Raw genomic sequence first — 17,027 nt, 5'->3', positions numbered from 1 at the left:
CAACGGGGGACAAGCCCCCTCGCCACAGTAGATCGTATCAGCGCACGTTCAGCGTAAACCCGACCCGCGTCAGCCATTCCGCTTCCTGGGCGAAATCCGCCTGGGTCAGTTGGTTTTCATCCAGCCAGTTCTTCGGGAACACTACGTCCAGGCTGTCGGCATTGGCGCGCAGGACCACCTGCGGCATTTCCTGGGTACCACGGATGTGGTGGAACAGGATCGCAAAGCGCAGCAGCGCACACAGGCGAATCAGCTTGATGCCCTCGGCGCCGAACTCGGCAAACTTGTCCCGGGGGATATTGCGGCGGTGCCCGCGTACCAGCAGCGCGAGCATCTGTTGGTCCTCGCGGGAGAAGCCCGCCAGGTCCGAGTGTTCGATCAGGTAGGCGCCGTGCTTGTGGTAATGGTAGTGGGCGATGTCCAGCCCCACTTCATGCACCTTGGCCGCCCAGCCCAGCAGTTCGCGCCAGACGCCGTCTTCCAGGTCCCAGTCCGCCGCAACCTGGTCGAAGGCATGCAGTGCCTTGCGTTCAACCCGCGCCGCCTGTTCCAGGTCGACGTGGTAACGCTCCATCAACGAGCTGAGGGTGCGCTCGCGCACGTCCTCGTGATGATGGCGGCCCAGCAGGTCGTACAGCACGCCTTCACGCAGGGCGCCGTCGCAGTGGTCCATGCGTTGCAGTTCGAGGGCGTCGAAAATCGCTTCGAGGATCGCCAGGCCCGCCGGGAAAATCGTGCGGCGGTCGGGCTTGATGCCGTCGAAGTCGATCTTCTCGGCATCTCCCAGCTTGAACAGTTTGCGCTTGAGCCAGGCCAGGCCTTCGGCGTTGACCTCGCCAGTGCCATGGCCGCCGGCCTTGAGTGCCAGGCCGATGGCGCGGATGGTGCCGGACGAACCGATGGCCTCATCCCAGGTCAGGCGGTGCAGGGCGTGCTCGATGCTCATGATCTCCAGCCGCGCCGCCGTGTAAGCCTGTGCGTAGCGGGCCGGGGTAATCTTGCCATCCTTGAAATAGCGTTGGGTGTAGCTCACGCAACCCATCTGCAGGCTTTCGCGCAGCAGCGGTTCAAAGCGTTGGCCAATGATGAACTCGGTACTGCCACCGCCGATGTCGGCCACCAGGCGCTTGCCGGGTGTGTCGGCCAGGGTGTGGGACACGCCGAGGTAGATCAGGCGTGCTTCCTCACGGCCGGAGATCACCTCTACCGGGTGCCCGAGGATCTCCTCGGCGCGACGGATGAACTCGCCACGGTTGCGGGCTTCCCGCAGGGCGTTGGTGCCCACGATCCGCACGGCGCCCGGGGGCATGCCGTTGATTAGTTGGGCGAAGCGCTTCAGGCAATCGAGTCCGCGCTGCATGGATTCTTCATTGAGCTGGCGCTCGTCGTCGATCCCGGCAGCCAGTTGCACTTTCTCGCCGAGCCGCTCAAGGATGCGGATTTCGCCGTTCTGGGCCTTGGCCACGACCATGTGAAAGCTGTTGGAGCCCAGGTCGATGGCGGCGATCAGGGACAGATTCTTGGCTTGGGATTGCGGCATGGTTAAGGGGTCTCGGTCGATAACCTCGCCATCGTGCCACGATCAACCGCTGACGCCAACGCGAAGTGCTCGGGGAATTTTCCCACCGGTGTCTTGGAGCAAAATTTGCGGGAAGTGTAGGGCGATTCTCGATATTCCTGGCGATTGGTCTTTAGGGCAGGAGGAATAATAGTTTTTTCTAATTTTAATAGGGTCTCCGAATATCCCTACATAGGTGGGTTATTTTGTTTTAGACGATAATTAAGTCAGGACTACTAGCGGGATGACTTAAGGGGACATTATTTTTTTACCGTTCTGACATTAGATAGGGCGCCGTCTCATTCTTTCTCTGGGTGTTAACGAGAGAGACTGTCACTCGGCGATTGTGCCGTGGTGTTATTTATTTGTGGTTCGCCTATCAAGGTTGATAGTTGTTGGGCACGGAGTTGCCCGGTGAACCCAGTGCACCTGATAACTTTCAGTGACAGGATGAACATGAAAAAACAATTTGGTTTGGCAATAGGTATCGTGTACCTGGCGGTAAGTGTTGGCGCTCAAGCAGATACAAGTGGCTCCGGGAACCTGAGGGTCATCGGCACCATTAAACCAGCGGCATGCACGGTAAGCCTCGGGGCCACCGGCGGCACTGTTGATTACGGCACGATCAATGCGTCGAACATTCCGACGTCCTCTTTCCTCCCCCTGCAAGAAAAGACGCTGCCCCTGAACGTCAACTGCGGTACGGCAGCGGCTCAGATGGCACTGTCCGTTACTGACACGCAGGCAGCCAGTACCGTGGCCGGTATCCTGGGAACCGGCTTTCCCGAGAGCCAGAACTTTGGTCTTGGCATGGTCGGGACCAACCGCACCGGCGGCTATTCGGTCAGGCTCTCCAGCTTGACCAGCGCCGGAACTGCTCTTTACCCGCTTAAAAGGACAAGCTCCGGCGGTGCCTGGCTCTACAGCAGTGACGGCCGGGTAGACAAGCATCCTTACCAACACTCCTGGAGCCGTAATACCAGCCCGACTCCAGCCTCGGTCACTTCAGTCACTGGCACTCTCGTAGTCAGGGCCGTTATCAATCGTGGCAGTGCGCTGGATCTCAGCAAAGACATTCCGTTGAATGGACTTGCCACGTTGGTCGTCACTCGGATCTAACTCTATAAACACGGCCAGCATTTGGCAGGCGGTAATGCACTGCGGCTTCGTGCTGGCTGTTTATATGCGCATATGTATTTTCTGGTGATTAATGGCACTTTATTTGTTTACGGGTAGCGCTCAATGAGTCGTCTTTCAAGCGCGGTTATTACCCTGTTCTGGTGTGGGAATTTGTTTCTTTGGATTAGTGGCGGTGCAATGGCGGATGGAATGGAGCCAGAAACATCCGTCGTTATTCTTTATGAAGAGAACGGTGAGGCGACGATCAACGTAAAAAATACGGATGCGGGTCCGGCTTTACTTCATTCGGTCATTCAAAATATTCCGGAAGATCCTGAACCGCTATTGATCGTTACACCCCCTATCGCCCGTGTCGAGCCTGGCGACACTCAGCTTGTGCGGTTTATCAGTACCTTGAAGGAGCCGCTCAAGACTCAGCGTTTGAAGCGCGTCACCTTTGAAGGCATTCCTCAGGTGCGCGCCGAAGGGCGCGCGACCATTGGCATTACCATTCGACAGGATTTGCCATTGATCTTGCATCCACAAGGCTTGCCGCGCCATCAAGAGCCCTGGAAGTTGCTGAAGTGGACGCTGCGGGGCAATCGGCTGACGGTTCATAACGACAGTGCTTACGTTGTGCGGATGGGACTGGAGGTGCACCTGCTGCCGTCGAGGCGCCCGGCGATATTGCCGCGTACCTATATCCTGCCTGGCGAGGTGTTATCGACCAGCGCCGGAGAGGGGGTGGCCCGGGTCAGCGGAGTCGAGATTCAACCGGCGACGGTTTACGGTTATTCGGCGACCGCCTACGAAGCCTCCATTGTTGTCGAGGCGGGTTGATCGGCTTATGAGAGATGCTGCTGATGCAAACTGTCTGGGCCTTTCTGCACCGCCCATGCGAACCTCGGTTTCCCGGGCCTGTATCGGCCTGGCAACGCTCTGGAGCCTTCCATTACAGGCGCTTGAGCTGGGGGAAGGTTTTGATCTCGCCGTTCTGTCTGCGAACGGAATCGACCCGAAGGTTGCCCAGTATTTTCGCAGCGCGGCGCGCTTTCGCGAGGGCGCACATGTGGTGGGGCTGCAGGTCAATGGCAACTCATTGGGCTTGGTAGAGGCGCGTTTCGATTACCAGGGACAGTTGTGTTTTACCCCGGCTCTGCTGGAAAAGGCCGGGTTAAGGGTGCCCACCGTCGTTCTTCGACAGGGCATTGCTCCCGATCAGGCGTGTCATGACTTTCTCGGCGAGTATCCTGCGACGATTATCAGGCTGCGCCCTGGCAGCGATGAGGTATCGCTGGTCGTTCCCACCCAGTCAATGCGGGAGCCCGAGTGGGATGCCGGGAGCTTTTCCCAAGGCGGATCGGCAGCCTTGTTCAATTACGACGTGCAGGGGGCCGAGGACCGCTTCAGCAGCGGCTCTTCCCGCTCCGTTTCGGCCTATACCGAGGCGGGATTCAATATCGGGAACTGGATTGTTCGCAGTCGCCAGTTCTATGTCTCCGACAATGGCAAGAGCAGCAGTGAGCATGTGAATGCATACGCTCAACGCGATCTTGCGCCCCTGAAGTCGACCTTCCAGGCCGGGCAAATTTCCAGCAACAACCCGGTGTTCGGCGGGTTACAGATGTCAGGTTTCCAGCTCTCGCCCGATGGCCGGTCGCGCAGTCCGGGTGGCAGCAGCAGTGTGGTGGTCGAAGGCTTGGCCCAAAACCCTTCCCGGGTTGAGGTGCGCCAGGCAGGGGTACTGATCCATACGACACTGGTACCGGAAGGCCCGTTTACATTGACCGGACTGTCATTGCTCAATGGCACCAGCGATCTTGAGGTCAGTGTCATGGGCACTCGCGGCAGCAGGCATAGCTTTACCGTGCCCGCCGCGTCCTTTGCGGGGGCGGTACCGGTGGTACCGGGTTATTACTTCTCCCTGGGCAAGGTGCGTGGGGCAAGGCTTGATGCCGGGGAACCTCCGGTGGTGGCGATGGGCAGTGGAACCTGGGGGTTGGGGCGGGACTCTTCGCTGGGGTTTGGCCTGTTGAGTACCGACGAGTACCACGCGGCGGGGGGAACGTTGAGCAGTATTTTTTTCCAACGCCTGTCGGTTGGCGTGCGTCAGAACCTGTCTCGCGATGGCCAGGATCACGTCAGCGGGGCTCGCAGCGCCGTTTCCCTGGGGAGCCCGCTGTTTGCCGGCGTTGAAATGAATGTGAGCGCCACGACCCAGACGCGGGGCTATCGTGAAGTACTGGAAGCGGGGCAGTCGACGCGTCATGACGAACTGGAGGCCCGTTTCAAGAATCAATACACGTTGGGTTTGAGCTGGGCAGATCAGTCGTTGGGAGGCTTCTCGGTCAGTTACTCCCGCAGTTCGCAATTTGATGGTCAATCGGCCGAACACGTATTTGCCTCATGGAATCAGCAGTTCAATGGCACCCAGGTGGCAGTGATTGCGGACTCCCGGGTGGGCGGCTCTCGACCGCGCAAGCTCAAACATACCCTTCGAGACGAGCGCCGTGAGGCGTCAGACAAGGGGCTTTCGCTTCGGCTTCAGGTCACCGTGCCGTTTGGCGGGGATCGTCGCGTCACGTCGTATGCCAGTCGGCGTGGTGAGAGGGTCGATCTTGGGACCGCGTTCAGTGATCGGGTCAACGATTATGTGAACTATGAAGTGGGTGTCGCTCGTGAGCAGGCGAGCCGTACCCAGTCGGCTCAGGCCCGTTTGAATGTCATGCCGCGTTACACCCAGCTGGGATTGGGCGTGCGGCGTGATTCACTGGGCACAGGTTATACCGGCCAATTGCAAGGTGGTGTCGTGGCTCACGAGAGGGGCATGACGTTCTCGCCCTATGCGATCCAGGACACCTTTGGAATCGTCTCGGTGGGCGATGTGGGGGCAGCCAAGGTCTCGACCCCGCAAGGGCCCGTCTGGACTGATTATCGGGGGCAGGCGGTGATCGCAAGCCTGCCTGCCTACCACAGCAGCAATGTTGAAGTGCAAACCCAGTCCCTGCCCAGGCGCGTCGACCTGAAGAACGGTACCAAGGTCCTGGCCGCCGGACGCGGTTCTTTCAACACGATCGATTTTGAGGTGGTGAAAGTGCGCCGTTTATTACTGGAGGTTCGGAACGCGCAGGGACAACCTTTGCCGCAAGGGGCCTCGGTATTCGACAGCAACAATGCTTTCCTGACCAGCGTAGTGGGTGAGGGCATGGTTTTCCTGAACAGCCTGGATGAGTCGCGGGCGTTGAGTATCGCCTTGCCAGACTCAACCACCTGCCTGTTGCAACTGCACCTTGAGCCAGAATCCAATGACGACAAATTCTATGAAACAGCTTCGGCGGTCTGCCGTACCCTCTGAGCCCGCAGGGCATTTTGAATGTGGGCGCTTGCGTTACGGGCTGTTCCTCTATCTGCTGCTTTTTGTGGTGATGTTGGCCAATGAGGCCCAGGCACATAACTGTCGTGTGTCCTTGAACCAACCTCGGGTTGACTACGGTGTGGTTCGCCAAGCCGAGCGGGGTTCGCCACAGATTGCGCTGGGCACGCGCACGCTTCGCCTGAGCGTTGCCTGTGAGGTGCCGGTACCCATGGCGTTGCGTTTCACCGGTGTACCCGCTGGCGCGCAGGGGTTTCGGTTTGGGCGCCAGGGGCATTTCACGCTGAGCCTGCAATCGGCTCAAATCGATGGAAAAAACGTTGAGCTGGTGACATCGCCCTCGTCTGACGAGCCGGCGCCCGGCCTATTGTTGCCAGGCCATAGGCTCGTTGCACAGGTGGCCGGTGTGCCGGTGCTTGGGCGCCGCTTTACCGCCTTGGTCAACGTCGAGACCTTCCTGCCCATTGCTTTGCTGGCCGTAAGGGATGAAACAATAGTTGAGGGGCAGGGTGGTTTTGAGTGGGCTCCCGGGGCCTGATGCATCAGTCCGTCCGCTCCACTGAACCGATAAAGTTGGCCAGCTCAGCCGTCTGCGGATTGGCAAACAGGATTTTCGGATCGCCGACTTCGTGCACCTTGCCCTGGTGCATGAACACCAGCTTGTCACCCACTTCCCGTGCAAAACGCATTTCATGGGTGACCATGATCAGCGTCATCCCATCCTTGGCCAGTTGGCGCACTACGCTGAGCACTTCATTGACCAATTCCGGGTCCAGGGCCGAGGTGATTTCATCGCACAGCAATACCTTGGGCGACATGGCCAGTGCGCGGGCGATGGCTACCCGCTGCTGCTGGCCGCCTGACAAGCGATCGGGGAAGGCGTCGAACTTCTCCCCGAGCCCGACCCGCTCGAGCATTTGTCGCGCCAGTTGCGCCGCCTTGGCCTTGGGTACTTTCTGCACCACCTGCGGCGCGAGCATCACGTTCTCGCCCACGGTCAGGTGCGGGAACAGGTTGAACTGCTGGAACACCATGCCGACTTTCTGGCGCAAGGTGCGCAGGTCGGCGCGGGCGGCGTCGAGGTATTCGCCGTCGACTTCAATTACCCCGTCGTTGATCGATTCCAGGCCGTTGAGGGTGCGCAGCAAGGTGGATTTACCCGAGCCGCTGCGGCCGATGATCGCCACCACCTGGCCTTCTTCGACCGTCAGGTCGATGCCCTTGAGTACATGGTGGTCGCCGTAATATTTATGCAGGGCAGAAATTCTAAGCAGAGGCATGCAGTCTCCTTTCCAGGTAGCGCGCACTGAGGGACAACGGGTAGCAGAGCAGGAAGTAACCCAGCGCCACCAGGCCATAGACCATGAAGGGTTCGAAGGTAGCGTTGGCGAGCATGCCGCCGGTTTTGGTCAGTTCGGTGAAGCCGATGATCGAGGTCACGGCGGTGCCCTTGACCACTTGCACCGAGAAACCCACGGTCGGCGCCACGGCAATGCGCAGGGCCTGGGGCAGGATCACGTAGCGCAATTGCTCAAGCGGGTTGAGGGCCAGGCTCGCGGACGCCTCCCATTGCCCGTGGGCGATGGAGTCGACGCAACCACGCCAGATCTCGGCCAGATAGGCGCTGGTAAACAGGGTCAAGGCAATCGCCGCCGCCAGCCAGGGCGAAATATCCACGCCGAGCAAGGCCACGCCGAAGAACACCAGGAACAGTTGCATCAACAGCGGCGTGCCCTGGAACAGTTCGATGTAGGTACGGGCGACATTGCGCGGGAAGGCCTTGTTGCTGATGCGCAGGATCATCACCAGCAAGCCGATCACGCCGCCGCCGATAAACGCTACCAGAGACAGCAGTAGCGTCCACTGCAGGCCGGTGAGCAGGTTTCGCACGATGTCCCAGAAGGAAAAATCACTCATCGGGCGTTCCTCATCACATAGCGACGGCCAATCCAGTTGAGCAATTGGCGGATCATCAGCGCCATGCACAGGTAGACCAGGGTGGTCAGTGCATAGGTTTCAAAGGCGCGGAAGTTGCGCGACTGGATAAAGTTGGCGGCAAAGCTCAGCTCTTCGGTGGCGATCTGCGAGCAGACTGCCGAACCGAGCATCACGATGATGATCTGGCTGCTCAGGGCCGGCCAGACCTTGCCCAGCGCAGGCAGCAGCACCACATGGCGGAACGCCTCGAAGCGCGTCATCGCCAGCGCCGCCGCCGCCTCCAGTTGCCCGCGGGGGATGGCCTGGATCCCGGCGCGGATGATTTCTGTGGAATAGGCCCCCAGGTTGATCACCATCGCCAGCACTGCCGCCTGCCATTCGGTGATTTTCAGGCCGAGGGACGGCAGGCCGAAGAAGATAAAAAACAACTGCACCAGAAACGGCGTGTTGCGGATCAACTCGACATACACCCCGAAGATCCAGCTGAACGGCTGGATCTTCCACGCCCTCACCACCGCGCCGACGATTCCCAGCGCTACACCCAGCACCGCGCCGATGGCGGTCAGCTCAAGGGTGAACAGCGCACCGCGCAGCAACAGATCGGTATTGGCCAGCACCGGCACAAAGTCGAATTGATAGGCCATATCTAACCCTCGTTACTGCGATCAGAGATCAGCCGGCAGCGGTTCTTTAAGCCACTGCATTGCATTCTTTTCGAGGCTGCCATCAGCCTTGGCCGCCACCAGGATCTGGTTGACCTTGTCCAGCAGCGCCGGCTCGTTCTTGTTCACGCCCACGTACACCGGCGAGTCCTTGAGCTTCACTTTCAGTGCGGGCACACGCTTGGGGTTGCGCTCGCTGATAGCCACCATCACCACGTTGCCGCTGGCGATCAGGTCCACTTGGCCGGCCAGGTAGGCGGCGATGGTCGAGTTGTTGTCTTCGAAGCGCTTGATCGTGGCTTCTTTAGGCGCAACGGCAGTCAGCTCAATGTCTTCAATGGCGCCACGGGTCACGCTGATGGTTTTACCCTTGAGGTCGTCAACGGTGCTGATCGGCGCATCCGGCGGCCCGAACACGGCGAGGTAAAACGGCGCGTAGGCCTTGGAGAAATCGATGACCTTCTCTCGCTCGGCGTTCTTGCCCAGGCTGGAAATCACCAGGTCGACCTTGCCCGTGGTGAGGAACGGGATGCGGTTGGTGCTGTTGACCGGGGTCAGTTCAAGTTTGACCTTGAGCTGGTCGGCCAGCAATTTTGCGGTGTCGATGTCCAGGCCGCGGGGCTTCATGTCCGGGCCCACCGAACCGAACGGCGGGAAATCCTGGGGCACGGCCACCTTCAGGGTGCCACGGGCGACGATATCGTCCAGACCGTTGGCCTGGGCGGGCGCCTGGCTCAGCATCAGGCTGGCAAACAGGGCAGTGAGCAGGGCGCTGCAACGCTTGGTCATGGCAACTCTCCGAAAAGGACGAAAGGATTTTCTGGGTTTTGCCAGTGCACAGCCCATGCCAGCACTGCCTTAATGCGCGCAGAGGCCGGTAGTCGTTGAGTTTCAGCGGTCTTACTGGTCTGAACAGTTGCTGCGCTTTCTGCACCCTTTTCGAGCGTCGACAAAACCCCGCGAGCCCCTTTGGGGCGTGGCTTGCCGGGCGCCGAGAATAGCTTTACAACTAGGCGCTCAGTTGACTGGAAACTTGAGTTTTTATGAATTCCATCGCCCAAGCCGTACCGGAAGTGGCGCTACAGGCCATCCGTAAATTGATCGCTGACGAGGGCTTCGGGCCGGGCGATGCATTGCCCTCCCAGCGTGATCTGGCGCTGCAATTGGGCGTGAGCCGGGCCTCATTGCGTGAAGCCTTGTCATCCCTCAGTGCATTGGGTGTGGTGAGTGTGCAGCCGGGCAAAGGCGTATTCGTGCAGGCGGCCGAGGAGCTCCCGGGGTTGGCCTGGCCGTTTACCGCGCAGGCAACGCCGCTGGATATCTTTCAACTGCGCTACGCCCTGGAAGGTTTTGCGGCGGGGCTGGCGGCAGTGACGTTGACCACCGATGAACTGGACATCCTGGAAGACAATGTCGAGGCGATGCGCAAGGAGTTAAAGGCCGGCGACTTTGAAGCGGCAGCCCGGCTGGACTTCGAATTCCACCAGCGCATCCTGCTGGCCAGCGGCAATCAGGCGATGGTGAGCATCCTCAGTGCCAGTGCCGAGGTGTTTCTGGAGAGTCAGAAACTACCGTTCATCCGGCCGGAACGGGCCATGGAGACCTGGCAGGAACACCGCAAGATCCTCCGTGCCCTGGCCCGGCGCGCGAGCGGGGCGGCGCAGAAAAGCATGCAGGAACACGTACGTAACGCGGCGCTGCGTACGGGCATTGCGTTCATCACTCCCGTGACCCCTTGAGTCGGGCTATACCCAAACTCATGCACCACCATAGCAAGAGTCAATCAGCTGCGGCTTCCTGAACGCGGGAAGGGCGGCTATGATGGGCAACGTTTTTTTTGCTTACAACCCGGAGACATCCATGAGCAACGATCTTATCAAGCACGTCACCGACGCGACCTTTGAGGCCGAAGTACTGAAGGCCCAGGGCCCGGTGCTGGTTGACTACTGGGCTGAGTGGTGCGGTCCTTGCAAAATGATCGCTCCGGTCCTGGACGACATTGCTTCTACTTATGAAGGCAAGTTGACCATTGCCAAGCTGAACATCGACGACAATCAGGAAACCCCGGCCAAGCACGGCGTGCGTGGCATCCCGACCCTGATGCTGTTCAAGAACGGCAACGTCGAGGCCACCAAGGTCGGCGCGCTGTCGAAGTCCCAGCTCCAAGCTTTCCTGGACGCCAATATCTAAGCGTCCTCAAAAAGCCCCGCAAATAGCGGGGCTTTTTCGTGAAACAGGGCTAGACGCTCTGAAACTCAGGTGGTACATTCGGCCCCGCACTGGTTTCTCCACTGCCCCCTGCAAGCCGTCGCCGACGCTCTCCTTTTCGATTAGTACGCGATCCTGTCGCCTTCTCTGCGGCGCGGCCTCATTAAGCCAAAAGCTTAATTTCCCCCCCTCCATAAATGATTACGTCATTCCTATATGAATCTGACTGAACTCAAGCAAAAGCCGATTACCGAACTGCTCGAATTGGCCGAACAGATGGGCATAGAAAATATGGCCCGTTCGCGCAAGCAGGACGTGATTTTCTCCCTGCTGAAAAAGCACGCGAAAAGCGGCGAGGAAATCTCCGGTGATGGCGTGCTGGAGATTCTCCAGGACGGCTTCGGCTTCCTCCGCTCTGCAGACGCCTCCTATCTTGCCGGCCCAGACGATATCTACGTCTCGCCGAGCCAGATCCGTCGCTTCAACTTGCGCACCGGTGACACCATCGTTGGCAAGATCCGCCCTCCAAAGGAAGGCGAGCGTTATTTCGCCCTGCTCAAGGTCGACACGATCAACTACGATCGTCCCGAGAACGCGAAAAACAAGATTCTCTTCGAGAACCTGACCCCGCTGTTCCCGACCGTGCGCATGAAGATGGAAGCCGGTAACGGTTCCACCGAGGACTTGACCGGTCGCGTTATCGACCTGTGCGCCCCGATCGGCAAAGGCCAGCGCGGCCTGATCGTTGCGCCGCCGAAAGCCGGCAAGACCATCATGCTGCAGAACATCGCAGCGAACATCGCCCGTAACAATCCTGAAGTTCACCTGATCGTATTGCTGATCGATGAGCGTCCGGAAGAAGTTACCGAAATGCAGCGCACCGTGCGCGGCGAAGTGGTTGCCTCGACGTTCGATGAGCCGCCAACCCGCCACGTGCAGGTTGCGGAAATGGTGATCGAGAAGGCCAAGCGCCTGGTCGAACACAAGAAAGACGTGGTGATCCTGCTCGACTCCATCACCCGTCTGGCCCGTGCCTACAACACCGTGATCCCGAGCTCCGGCAAAGTGCTCACCGGTGGTGTCGATGCCCACGCCCTGGAGAAACCGAAACGTTTCTTCGGCGCTGCGCGGAACATCGAAGAAGGCGGTTCGCTGACCATCATCGCCACCGCGCTGGTTGAAACCGGCTCGAAGATGGATGAAGTGATCTACGAAGAGTTCAAGGGTACCGGTAACATGGAACTGCCGTTGGACCGTCGCATCGCTGAAAAGCGTGTGTTCCCGGCCATCAACATCAACCGTTCCGGCACACGCCGCGAAGAGTTGCTGACCGCCGACGACGAACTGCAGCGCATGTGGATCCTGCGCAAGCTGCTGCACCCGATGGACGAAGTGGCCGCCATCGAGTTCCTGATCGACAAGCTGAAAACCACCAAGACCAACGACGAGTTCTTCCTGTCGATGAAGCGTAAGTAACACGACGCTTCAGGTCCAAAAGAATGGCGCCCCACGGGGCGTCATTTTTTTTGTGTCAAAAAAGGGAGGTTTGGCTAAAGCGTGTGTCTGTTTAGAGACAAAAAGGCAAGTGCGACTACGCTTGCGTCAATCTGATCAGGCTAACTACAAGATTTATGACCATTCTCGCTTATCGCAGGGACATTGATGGCCTGCGCGCCATAGCTGTAATCGCGGTTGTGCTGTTTCATTTTGGTGTACCGGGCTTTACTGGCGGCTTTGTCGGTGTCGACGTTTTTTTCGTGATCTCCGGCTACTTGATCACCTCGATCATCTGGCGTGAGCGTCAGGCCGAGCGCTTCAGTTTCATCGGCTTCTGGGCCCGGCGAGCGCGGCGCATCCTTCCAGCACTCTTCGTGATGATGCTCGGCACGCTAGTGGTGGGATGGTTCCTGCTGGCGCCCAAGGACTACAGCGAGTTGGGGCGCTCGGTACATAACCAGGTGGTGTTTATCTCCAACCTGTTTTTCATGCGCCAGGACGGCTATTTTGATGTGGCCTCCGACCTCAAGCCATTGCTGCATACCTGGTCGTTGTCGGTTGAAGAACAGTTCTACATCGTTTTCCCGCTGCTGCTGACGCTGCTGTCGAGCCGGCTCAAACACTGGCGCACGGCGTTGTTCGTGTTGTTGCTGGTGTCTTTCGCAATGAGTGTGTGGGCGGTGGCCCACCATCCGGAAAAAGCCTTCTTCCTGTTACCGATGCGTGCCTGGGAGTTGCTGGCAGGTGCAATGCTGGCGGTAATCCCGATGCGCGACTACCGCGCCAGCCCGGCCTTGGCTCAGGTTGTCAGCCTTGCCGGTCTGGGCCTGATCCTGCTGGCCGTTTTCAGCTTTGATCCAAGCACTCCGTTTCCCGGCGTCGCGGCTTTGTTGCCGGTGGTGGGCGTGGTGTGCCTGATTTGGGGCAATGGTCAGCAAGCCACCCTGGCGGGCAAGCTGTTGGGCAGCCGTGTGCTGGTGGGCATTGGCCTGATCTCCTACTCCTGGTACCTGTGGCATTGGCCGGTGTACGTGTTCGGCAAGTACGCCAGTGTCGAAGGCTTGGCCCCTTGGGAGCTCGGTGCGCTGTTTGTATTGAGCCTGTTGCTCGGTTATGGGTCCTGGCGGTTTGTCGAGGCGCCGTTTCGCGAGCGTCGATTGTTGGCAGGGCGCCGGCAAATCCTGGTGGTGGCAGGTATTGCGCTGCTTGGGTTTGGACTGCTCGGCAAAAGCCTGGTCTGGACGCAAGGCTTGCCTTGGCGCCTGTCACCCGAAGCCTTGCAATTTGCCCAGGCGCGTACCTGGAGTCCGGACCTGATGGCCTGCCTGGCGGACGGGAAGAAAAATCGTCGCCATGGATTTTGTCATTTCGGACCTCAGTCCGGGCCGACACGCGCATTGGTTTGGGGCGATAGCCATGCCACGTCCCTGGTTCCGGCATTGCAAGACGGTGCGAGCAAATATGGGGTCAGTGTCACTCAGGCCGGGTATGCCGGTTGCCTGCCGTTTGACCGCAAAGAAAGCACTCCGGGTTGTTTGAGCTTCAACCAGCGGGTCACCCGGATGTTGGGCCAGGAAACCTTTAGCGACGTGGTGTTGGTGGCGCGCTGGAGCCTTTACGTCTATGGGCAGCGTGATGGTGACACGGAGGTGTCGCTGCTGGACCCTGCAACCGGAGCCTATGACCGGGCCTTCGCCGAGCGCCGCTTCGCCGAAAGCTTGCGCGCCCTTGTGCAGCAATTGCGCGCCAGTGGTCATCGAGTGTGGCTGGTCAAGGAAGTCCCCCTGCAGGAGTTCAGTGCCCCTTACCGCCTCAGCCGCCTGGCGATGCTTGGCCGGCCCACCGATAAAGAGGGAATGCCCCTGGCGGATCACCTCAAGCGGCAGGCCTACATCAACCACGTATTCGCGCAAATTGCTGCTGCTGATCCCGAGGTAAAGGTGCTCGATCCGGCGCCGAAGCTCTGCAGTGTGAATGATTGGTGCCGCGTGGAGCTGAAGGGCCATTCGCTGTACACCGACGACAATCACCTCTCTGCGGTGGGTTCGCGGTACGTCGAGGCGTTCCTTGAGCCGTTGTTCCAGACCTTGCGCGATCAAACCCAGGCATCGGCTCGTTGAGTCGGTGTCGTCGGCAATGCTGCTCAATAAGCTGCCAGCGACCGTAAGAGCAGGTAGGATGTACGCCTATTTTACGGGTGGCATGGTTAATGAAATTCAAGGATCTTCGGGATTTCGTGCAGCAACTTGAGCAGCGCGGAGAGTTGAAACGTATCCAGGTGCCGATTTCCCCGGTGCTGGAAATGACTGAGATTTGCGACCGTACCTTGCGCAACAAGGGCCCGGCGCTGCTGTTTGAAAATCCGGTGGGTTTTGATATCCCGGTACTCGGCAACCTGTTCGGCACCCCCGATCGCGTGGCCTTTGGCATGGGCGCCGAGTCCGTCAGCGAACTGCGCGAGATCGGCAAGCTGCTGGCCTTCCTCAAGGAGCCCGAGCCACCCAAGGGCCTGAAGGATGCCTGGTCCAAGCTGCCGATCTTCCGCAAGATCATTGCCATGGCCCCCAAGGTGGTCAAGGACGCGGTGTGCCAGGAAGTGGTCATCGAAGGCGACGACGTCGACCTCGGCATGCTGCCCGTGCAAACCTGCTGGCCCGGCGACGTCGGCCCGCTGATCACCTGGGGCCTGACCGTCACCAAGGGCCCGAACAAGGACCGCCAGAACCTCGGCATCTACCGTCAGCAAGTGATCGGCCGCAACAAGGTCATCATGCGCTGGCTGAGCCACCGTGGCGGCGCGCTGGATTTCCGTGAGTGGTGCGAAAAGCATCCCGGTAAACCCTTCCCGGTGTCCGTGGCCCTGGGAGCAGACCCGGCGACCATCCTCGGTGCCGTCACGCCGGTGCCTGACAGCCTGTCCGAGTACGCCTTCGCGGGCCTGCTGCGTGGTAACCGCACCGAGTTGGTGAAATGCCGTGGCAACGACCTGCAAGTGCCGGCCACCGCTGAAATCATCCTTGAAGGGGTGATTCACCCGGGCGAGATGGCCGATGAAGGCCCGTACGGCGACCATACTGGCTACTACAACGAAGTAGACAGCTTCCCGGTGTTCACCGTCGAGCGCATCACCCACCGCATCAAGCCGATCTATCACAGCACCTACACCGGCCGTCCGCCGGATGAGCCGGCCATCCTCGGCGTGGCCTTGAACGAAGTGTTTGTGCCGATCCTGCAAAAGCAGTTTCCGGAAATCACCGACTTCTACCTGCCGCCCGAAGGCTGCTCATACCGCATGGCCATCGTGACGATGAAGAAGTCGTACCCGGGGCACGCCAAGCGGGTAATGCTGGGTGTGTGGTCGTTTTTGCGACAGTTCATGTACACCAAGTTCGTTATTGTCACCGACGACGACATCAACGCTCGGGACTGGAACGACGTGATCTGGGCTATCACCACGCGCATGGACCCCAAGCGCGACACGGTGATGATCGATAACACGCCGATCGACTACCTCGACTTTGCCTCGCCGGTATCGGGCCTTGGCTCGAAAATGGGCCTGGATGCCACCCATAAATGGCCGGGTGAAACCACCCGTGAATGGGGCCGCGTAATCGTCAAGGACGAAGCGGTCACTGCTCGTGTCGATGCGCTCTGGAAAGAATTAGGAATAGATTGATGCGTGTAACCCTGCAGCCTTCCGGTGCGGTACTTGAATTGACGCCCGGTGAGCGGATTCTCGAGGGCGCACGCCGCCTGGGCTACGATTGTCCTCAGGCTTGCCGCAATGGCGTGTGCCACGTGTGCGCGGCGCTGCTGGTGGAAGGCCGGGTGCAGCAAGCCGGTGAGGTGCGTGACCATGGCGAGTTCTATACCTGCATTGCCGAGCCGCTGGAAGATTGCATTGTGTTGTGGGATGGCGTGCTGGCGCCGGGAGAGTTGCCGGTGCGCAAATTGTCTTGCCAACTGAGTGAGTGCGTCGAGGTGGGCGGTGACGTGTGGCGAGTGCGCCTGCGGGCTCCGGCCGGCAAGGCGGTGCGTTACCACGCCGGTCAATACCTGATGATCGAGCGGGAAAGCGGCGAGAAGTCGGCATTCTCCCTGGCCTCGGCACCCCACGCCGGGCGCGAGCTGGAGCTGCACGTACTGGCCCGGGAGGACAGCGCTCGCAGCCTGTTGGAACAGCTGCAGCGCAACCAGATGGCGCGCATCGAGATGCCATTCGGCGATACCCACCTGGCAGAATTGCCCGACGGGCCGCTGGTGCTGATTGCCGCCGGTACCGGCATGGCGCAGATGCACAGCCTGATCGAACATTGCCGTGCCAACGGCTTCAAGCACCCGGTGCACCTGTATTGGGGTGTGCGTCGGCCCGAAGATTTCTACGAGATCGAGCACTGGGACCAGTGGCTGCAACTGCCTAACCTGTTCCTGCACAAAGTGGTCAGCGATCTATGTGGTTGGGAAGGGCGCTGCGGGTTGTTGCATGAAGCGGTGTGCGAAGACATCAGCGACCTCAAGGCCGTGCACGTCTACGCCAGCGGATCACCGGCAATGATCTATGGCACGTTGGATGCGCTGGTCGAGGCCGGCATGGATGCACACCAGATGCGCGCCGATGTATTTGCCTACGCGCCCCGTCCGTAACATGTGGCGAGGGAGCTTGCTCCCGCTG

At 59.6% G+C, this 17,027-nt stretch carries 15 protein-coding genes; 10 read left to right on the top strand and 5 right to left on the bottom strand.

Annotation, left to right across the window (positions count from 1 at the left end; translation table 11 throughout):
* Positions 1 to 37: 37 nt before the first annotated feature.
* Positions 38 to 1,540: an exopolyphosphatase gene (gene ppx / locus HX855_RS17615; RefSeq protein ID WP_177086662.1), complete on the bottom strand. Its 1,503-nt coding sequence runs from the start codon at positions 1,538 to 1,540 to the stop codon at positions 38 to 40.
* Between the two features lie 474 nt (positions 1,541 to 2,014).
* Between ppx and HX855_RS17610 the strand changes: the two genes are divergently transcribed.
* The 4 genes from HX855_RS17610 to HX855_RS33670 all read left to right on the top strand — a co-directional run bounded on the left by HX855_RS17610 (position 2,015) and on the right by HX855_RS33670 (position 6,588).
* Positions 2,015 to 2,677 (top strand): DUF1120 domain-containing protein, encoded by a 663-nt coding sequence (locus tag HX855_RS17610; RefSeq protein ID WP_177086664.1) that lies wholly within the window; start codon positions 2,015 to 2,017, stop codon positions 2,675 to 2,677.
* 123 nt (positions 2,678 to 2,800) lie between these two features.
* Positions 2,801 to 3,517: a fimbria/pilus chaperone family protein gene (locus tag HX855_RS17605; RefSeq protein WP_177086666.1), complete on the top strand. Its 717-nt coding sequence runs from the start codon at positions 2,801 to 2,803 to the stop codon at positions 3,515 to 3,517.
* A 55-nt stretch (positions 3,518 to 3,572) separates the two neighbouring features.
* The gene (locus HX855_RS17600; protein WP_177087113.1) at positions 3,573 to 6,032 is read left to right on the top strand and encodes a fimbria/pilus outer membrane usher protein; all 2,460 of its coding nucleotides are present in this window, start codon (positions 3,573 to 3,575) and stop codon (positions 6,030 to 6,032) included.
* A 229-nt stretch (positions 6,033 to 6,261) separates the two neighbouring features.
* Positions 6,262 to 6,588, top strand: a complete 327-nt coding sequence (locus HX855_RS33670) for a hypothetical protein (protein ID WP_306219160.1) — start codon at positions 6,262 to 6,264, stop codon at positions 6,586 to 6,588.
* 4 nt (positions 6,589 to 6,592) lie between these two features.
* Here the strand turns inward: HX855_RS33670 and HX855_RS17590 are convergent, their stop codons facing one another.
* The 4 genes from HX855_RS17590 to HX855_RS17575 are packed head-to-tail and all read right to left on the bottom strand — an operon-like array spanning position 6,593 to position 9,439.
* Entirely contained in the window at positions 6,593 to 7,330 is a 738-nt protein-coding gene (locus tag HX855_RS17590) for an amino acid ABC transporter ATP-binding protein (RefSeq protein ID WP_177086670.1), read from the bottom strand.
* Positions 7,317 to 7,967 carry an amino acid ABC transporter permease gene (locus tag HX855_RS17585; protein WP_177086672.1) on the bottom strand — a complete coding sequence of 217 codons (651 nt, stop codon included), beginning with the start codon at positions 7,965 to 7,967 and terminating at the stop codon, positions 7,317 to 7,319. The genes HX855_RS17590 and HX855_RS17585 overlap by 14 nt, the downstream gene beginning before the upstream one ends.
* Positions 7,964 to 8,632 (bottom strand): amino acid ABC transporter permease, encoded by a 669-nt coding sequence (locus tag HX855_RS17580; protein ID WP_003213995.1) that lies wholly within the window; start codon positions 8,630 to 8,632, stop codon positions 7,964 to 7,966. The genes HX855_RS17585 and HX855_RS17580 overlap by 4 nt, the downstream gene beginning before the upstream one ends.
* 21 nt (positions 8,633 to 8,653) lie before the next feature.
* Entirely contained in the window at positions 8,654 to 9,439 is a 786-nt protein-coding gene (locus HX855_RS17575; protein ID WP_076013092.1) for a transporter substrate-binding domain-containing protein, read from the bottom strand.
* 254 nt (positions 9,440 to 9,693) lie between these two features.
* Here HX855_RS17575 and HX855_RS17570 point away from each other — a divergent pair, with 254 nt between their 5' ends.
* The 6 genes from HX855_RS17570 to HX855_RS17545 all read left to right on the top strand — a co-directional run bounded on the left by HX855_RS17570 (position 9,694) and on the right by HX855_RS17545 (position 16,999).
* A complete protein-coding gene (locus tag HX855_RS17570; RefSeq protein WP_177086674.1) occupies positions 9,694 to 10,389 on the top strand; it encodes a FadR/GntR family transcriptional regulator in 696 nt (231 codons plus the stop codon).
* A 121-nt stretch (positions 10,390 to 10,510) separates the two neighbouring features.
* Positions 10,511 to 10,840: a thioredoxin TrxA gene (gene trxA, locus HX855_RS17565; protein ID WP_034116347.1), complete on the top strand. Its 330-nt coding sequence runs from the start codon at positions 10,511 to 10,513 to the stop codon at positions 10,838 to 10,840.
* 234 nt (positions 10,841 to 11,074) lie between these two features.
* Positions 11,075 to 12,334, top strand: a complete 1,260-nt coding sequence (rho, locus tag HX855_RS17560; protein ID WP_008438874.1) for a transcription termination factor Rho — start codon at positions 11,075 to 11,077, stop codon at positions 12,332 to 12,334.
* Between the two features lie 155 nt (positions 12,335 to 12,489).
* Positions 12,490 to 14,475: an acyltransferase family protein gene (locus HX855_RS17555; RefSeq protein WP_177086676.1), complete on the top strand. Its 1,986-nt coding sequence runs from the start codon at positions 12,490 to 12,492 to the stop codon at positions 14,473 to 14,475.
* 89 nt (positions 14,476 to 14,564) lie between these two features.
* Positions 14,565 to 16,031, top strand: a complete 1,467-nt coding sequence (gene ubiD, locus HX855_RS17550; protein WP_017476626.1) for a 4-hydroxy-3-polyprenylbenzoate decarboxylase — start codon at positions 14,565 to 14,567, stop codon at positions 16,029 to 16,031.
* Positions 16,031 to 16,999 carry a CDP-6-deoxy-delta-3,4-glucoseen reductase gene (locus HX855_RS17545; RefSeq protein ID WP_177086678.1) on the top strand — a complete coding sequence of 323 codons (969 nt, stop codon included), beginning with the start codon at positions 16,031 to 16,033 and terminating at the stop codon, positions 16,997 to 16,999. The genes ubiD and HX855_RS17545 overlap by 1 nt, the downstream gene beginning before the upstream one ends.
* The last annotated feature ends 28 nt before the right edge of the window (positions 17,000 to 17,027 follow it).

Origin of the sequence: Pseudomonas sp. IPO3778 (genome assembly GCF_013386825.1) — a bacterium.
In the GTDB taxonomy this organism is placed as follows: domain Bacteria; phylum Pseudomonadota; class Gammaproteobacteria; order Pseudomonadales; family Pseudomonadaceae; genus Aquipseudomonas.
This window is presented reverse-complemented; position numbering and strand designations above follow the sequence as displayed.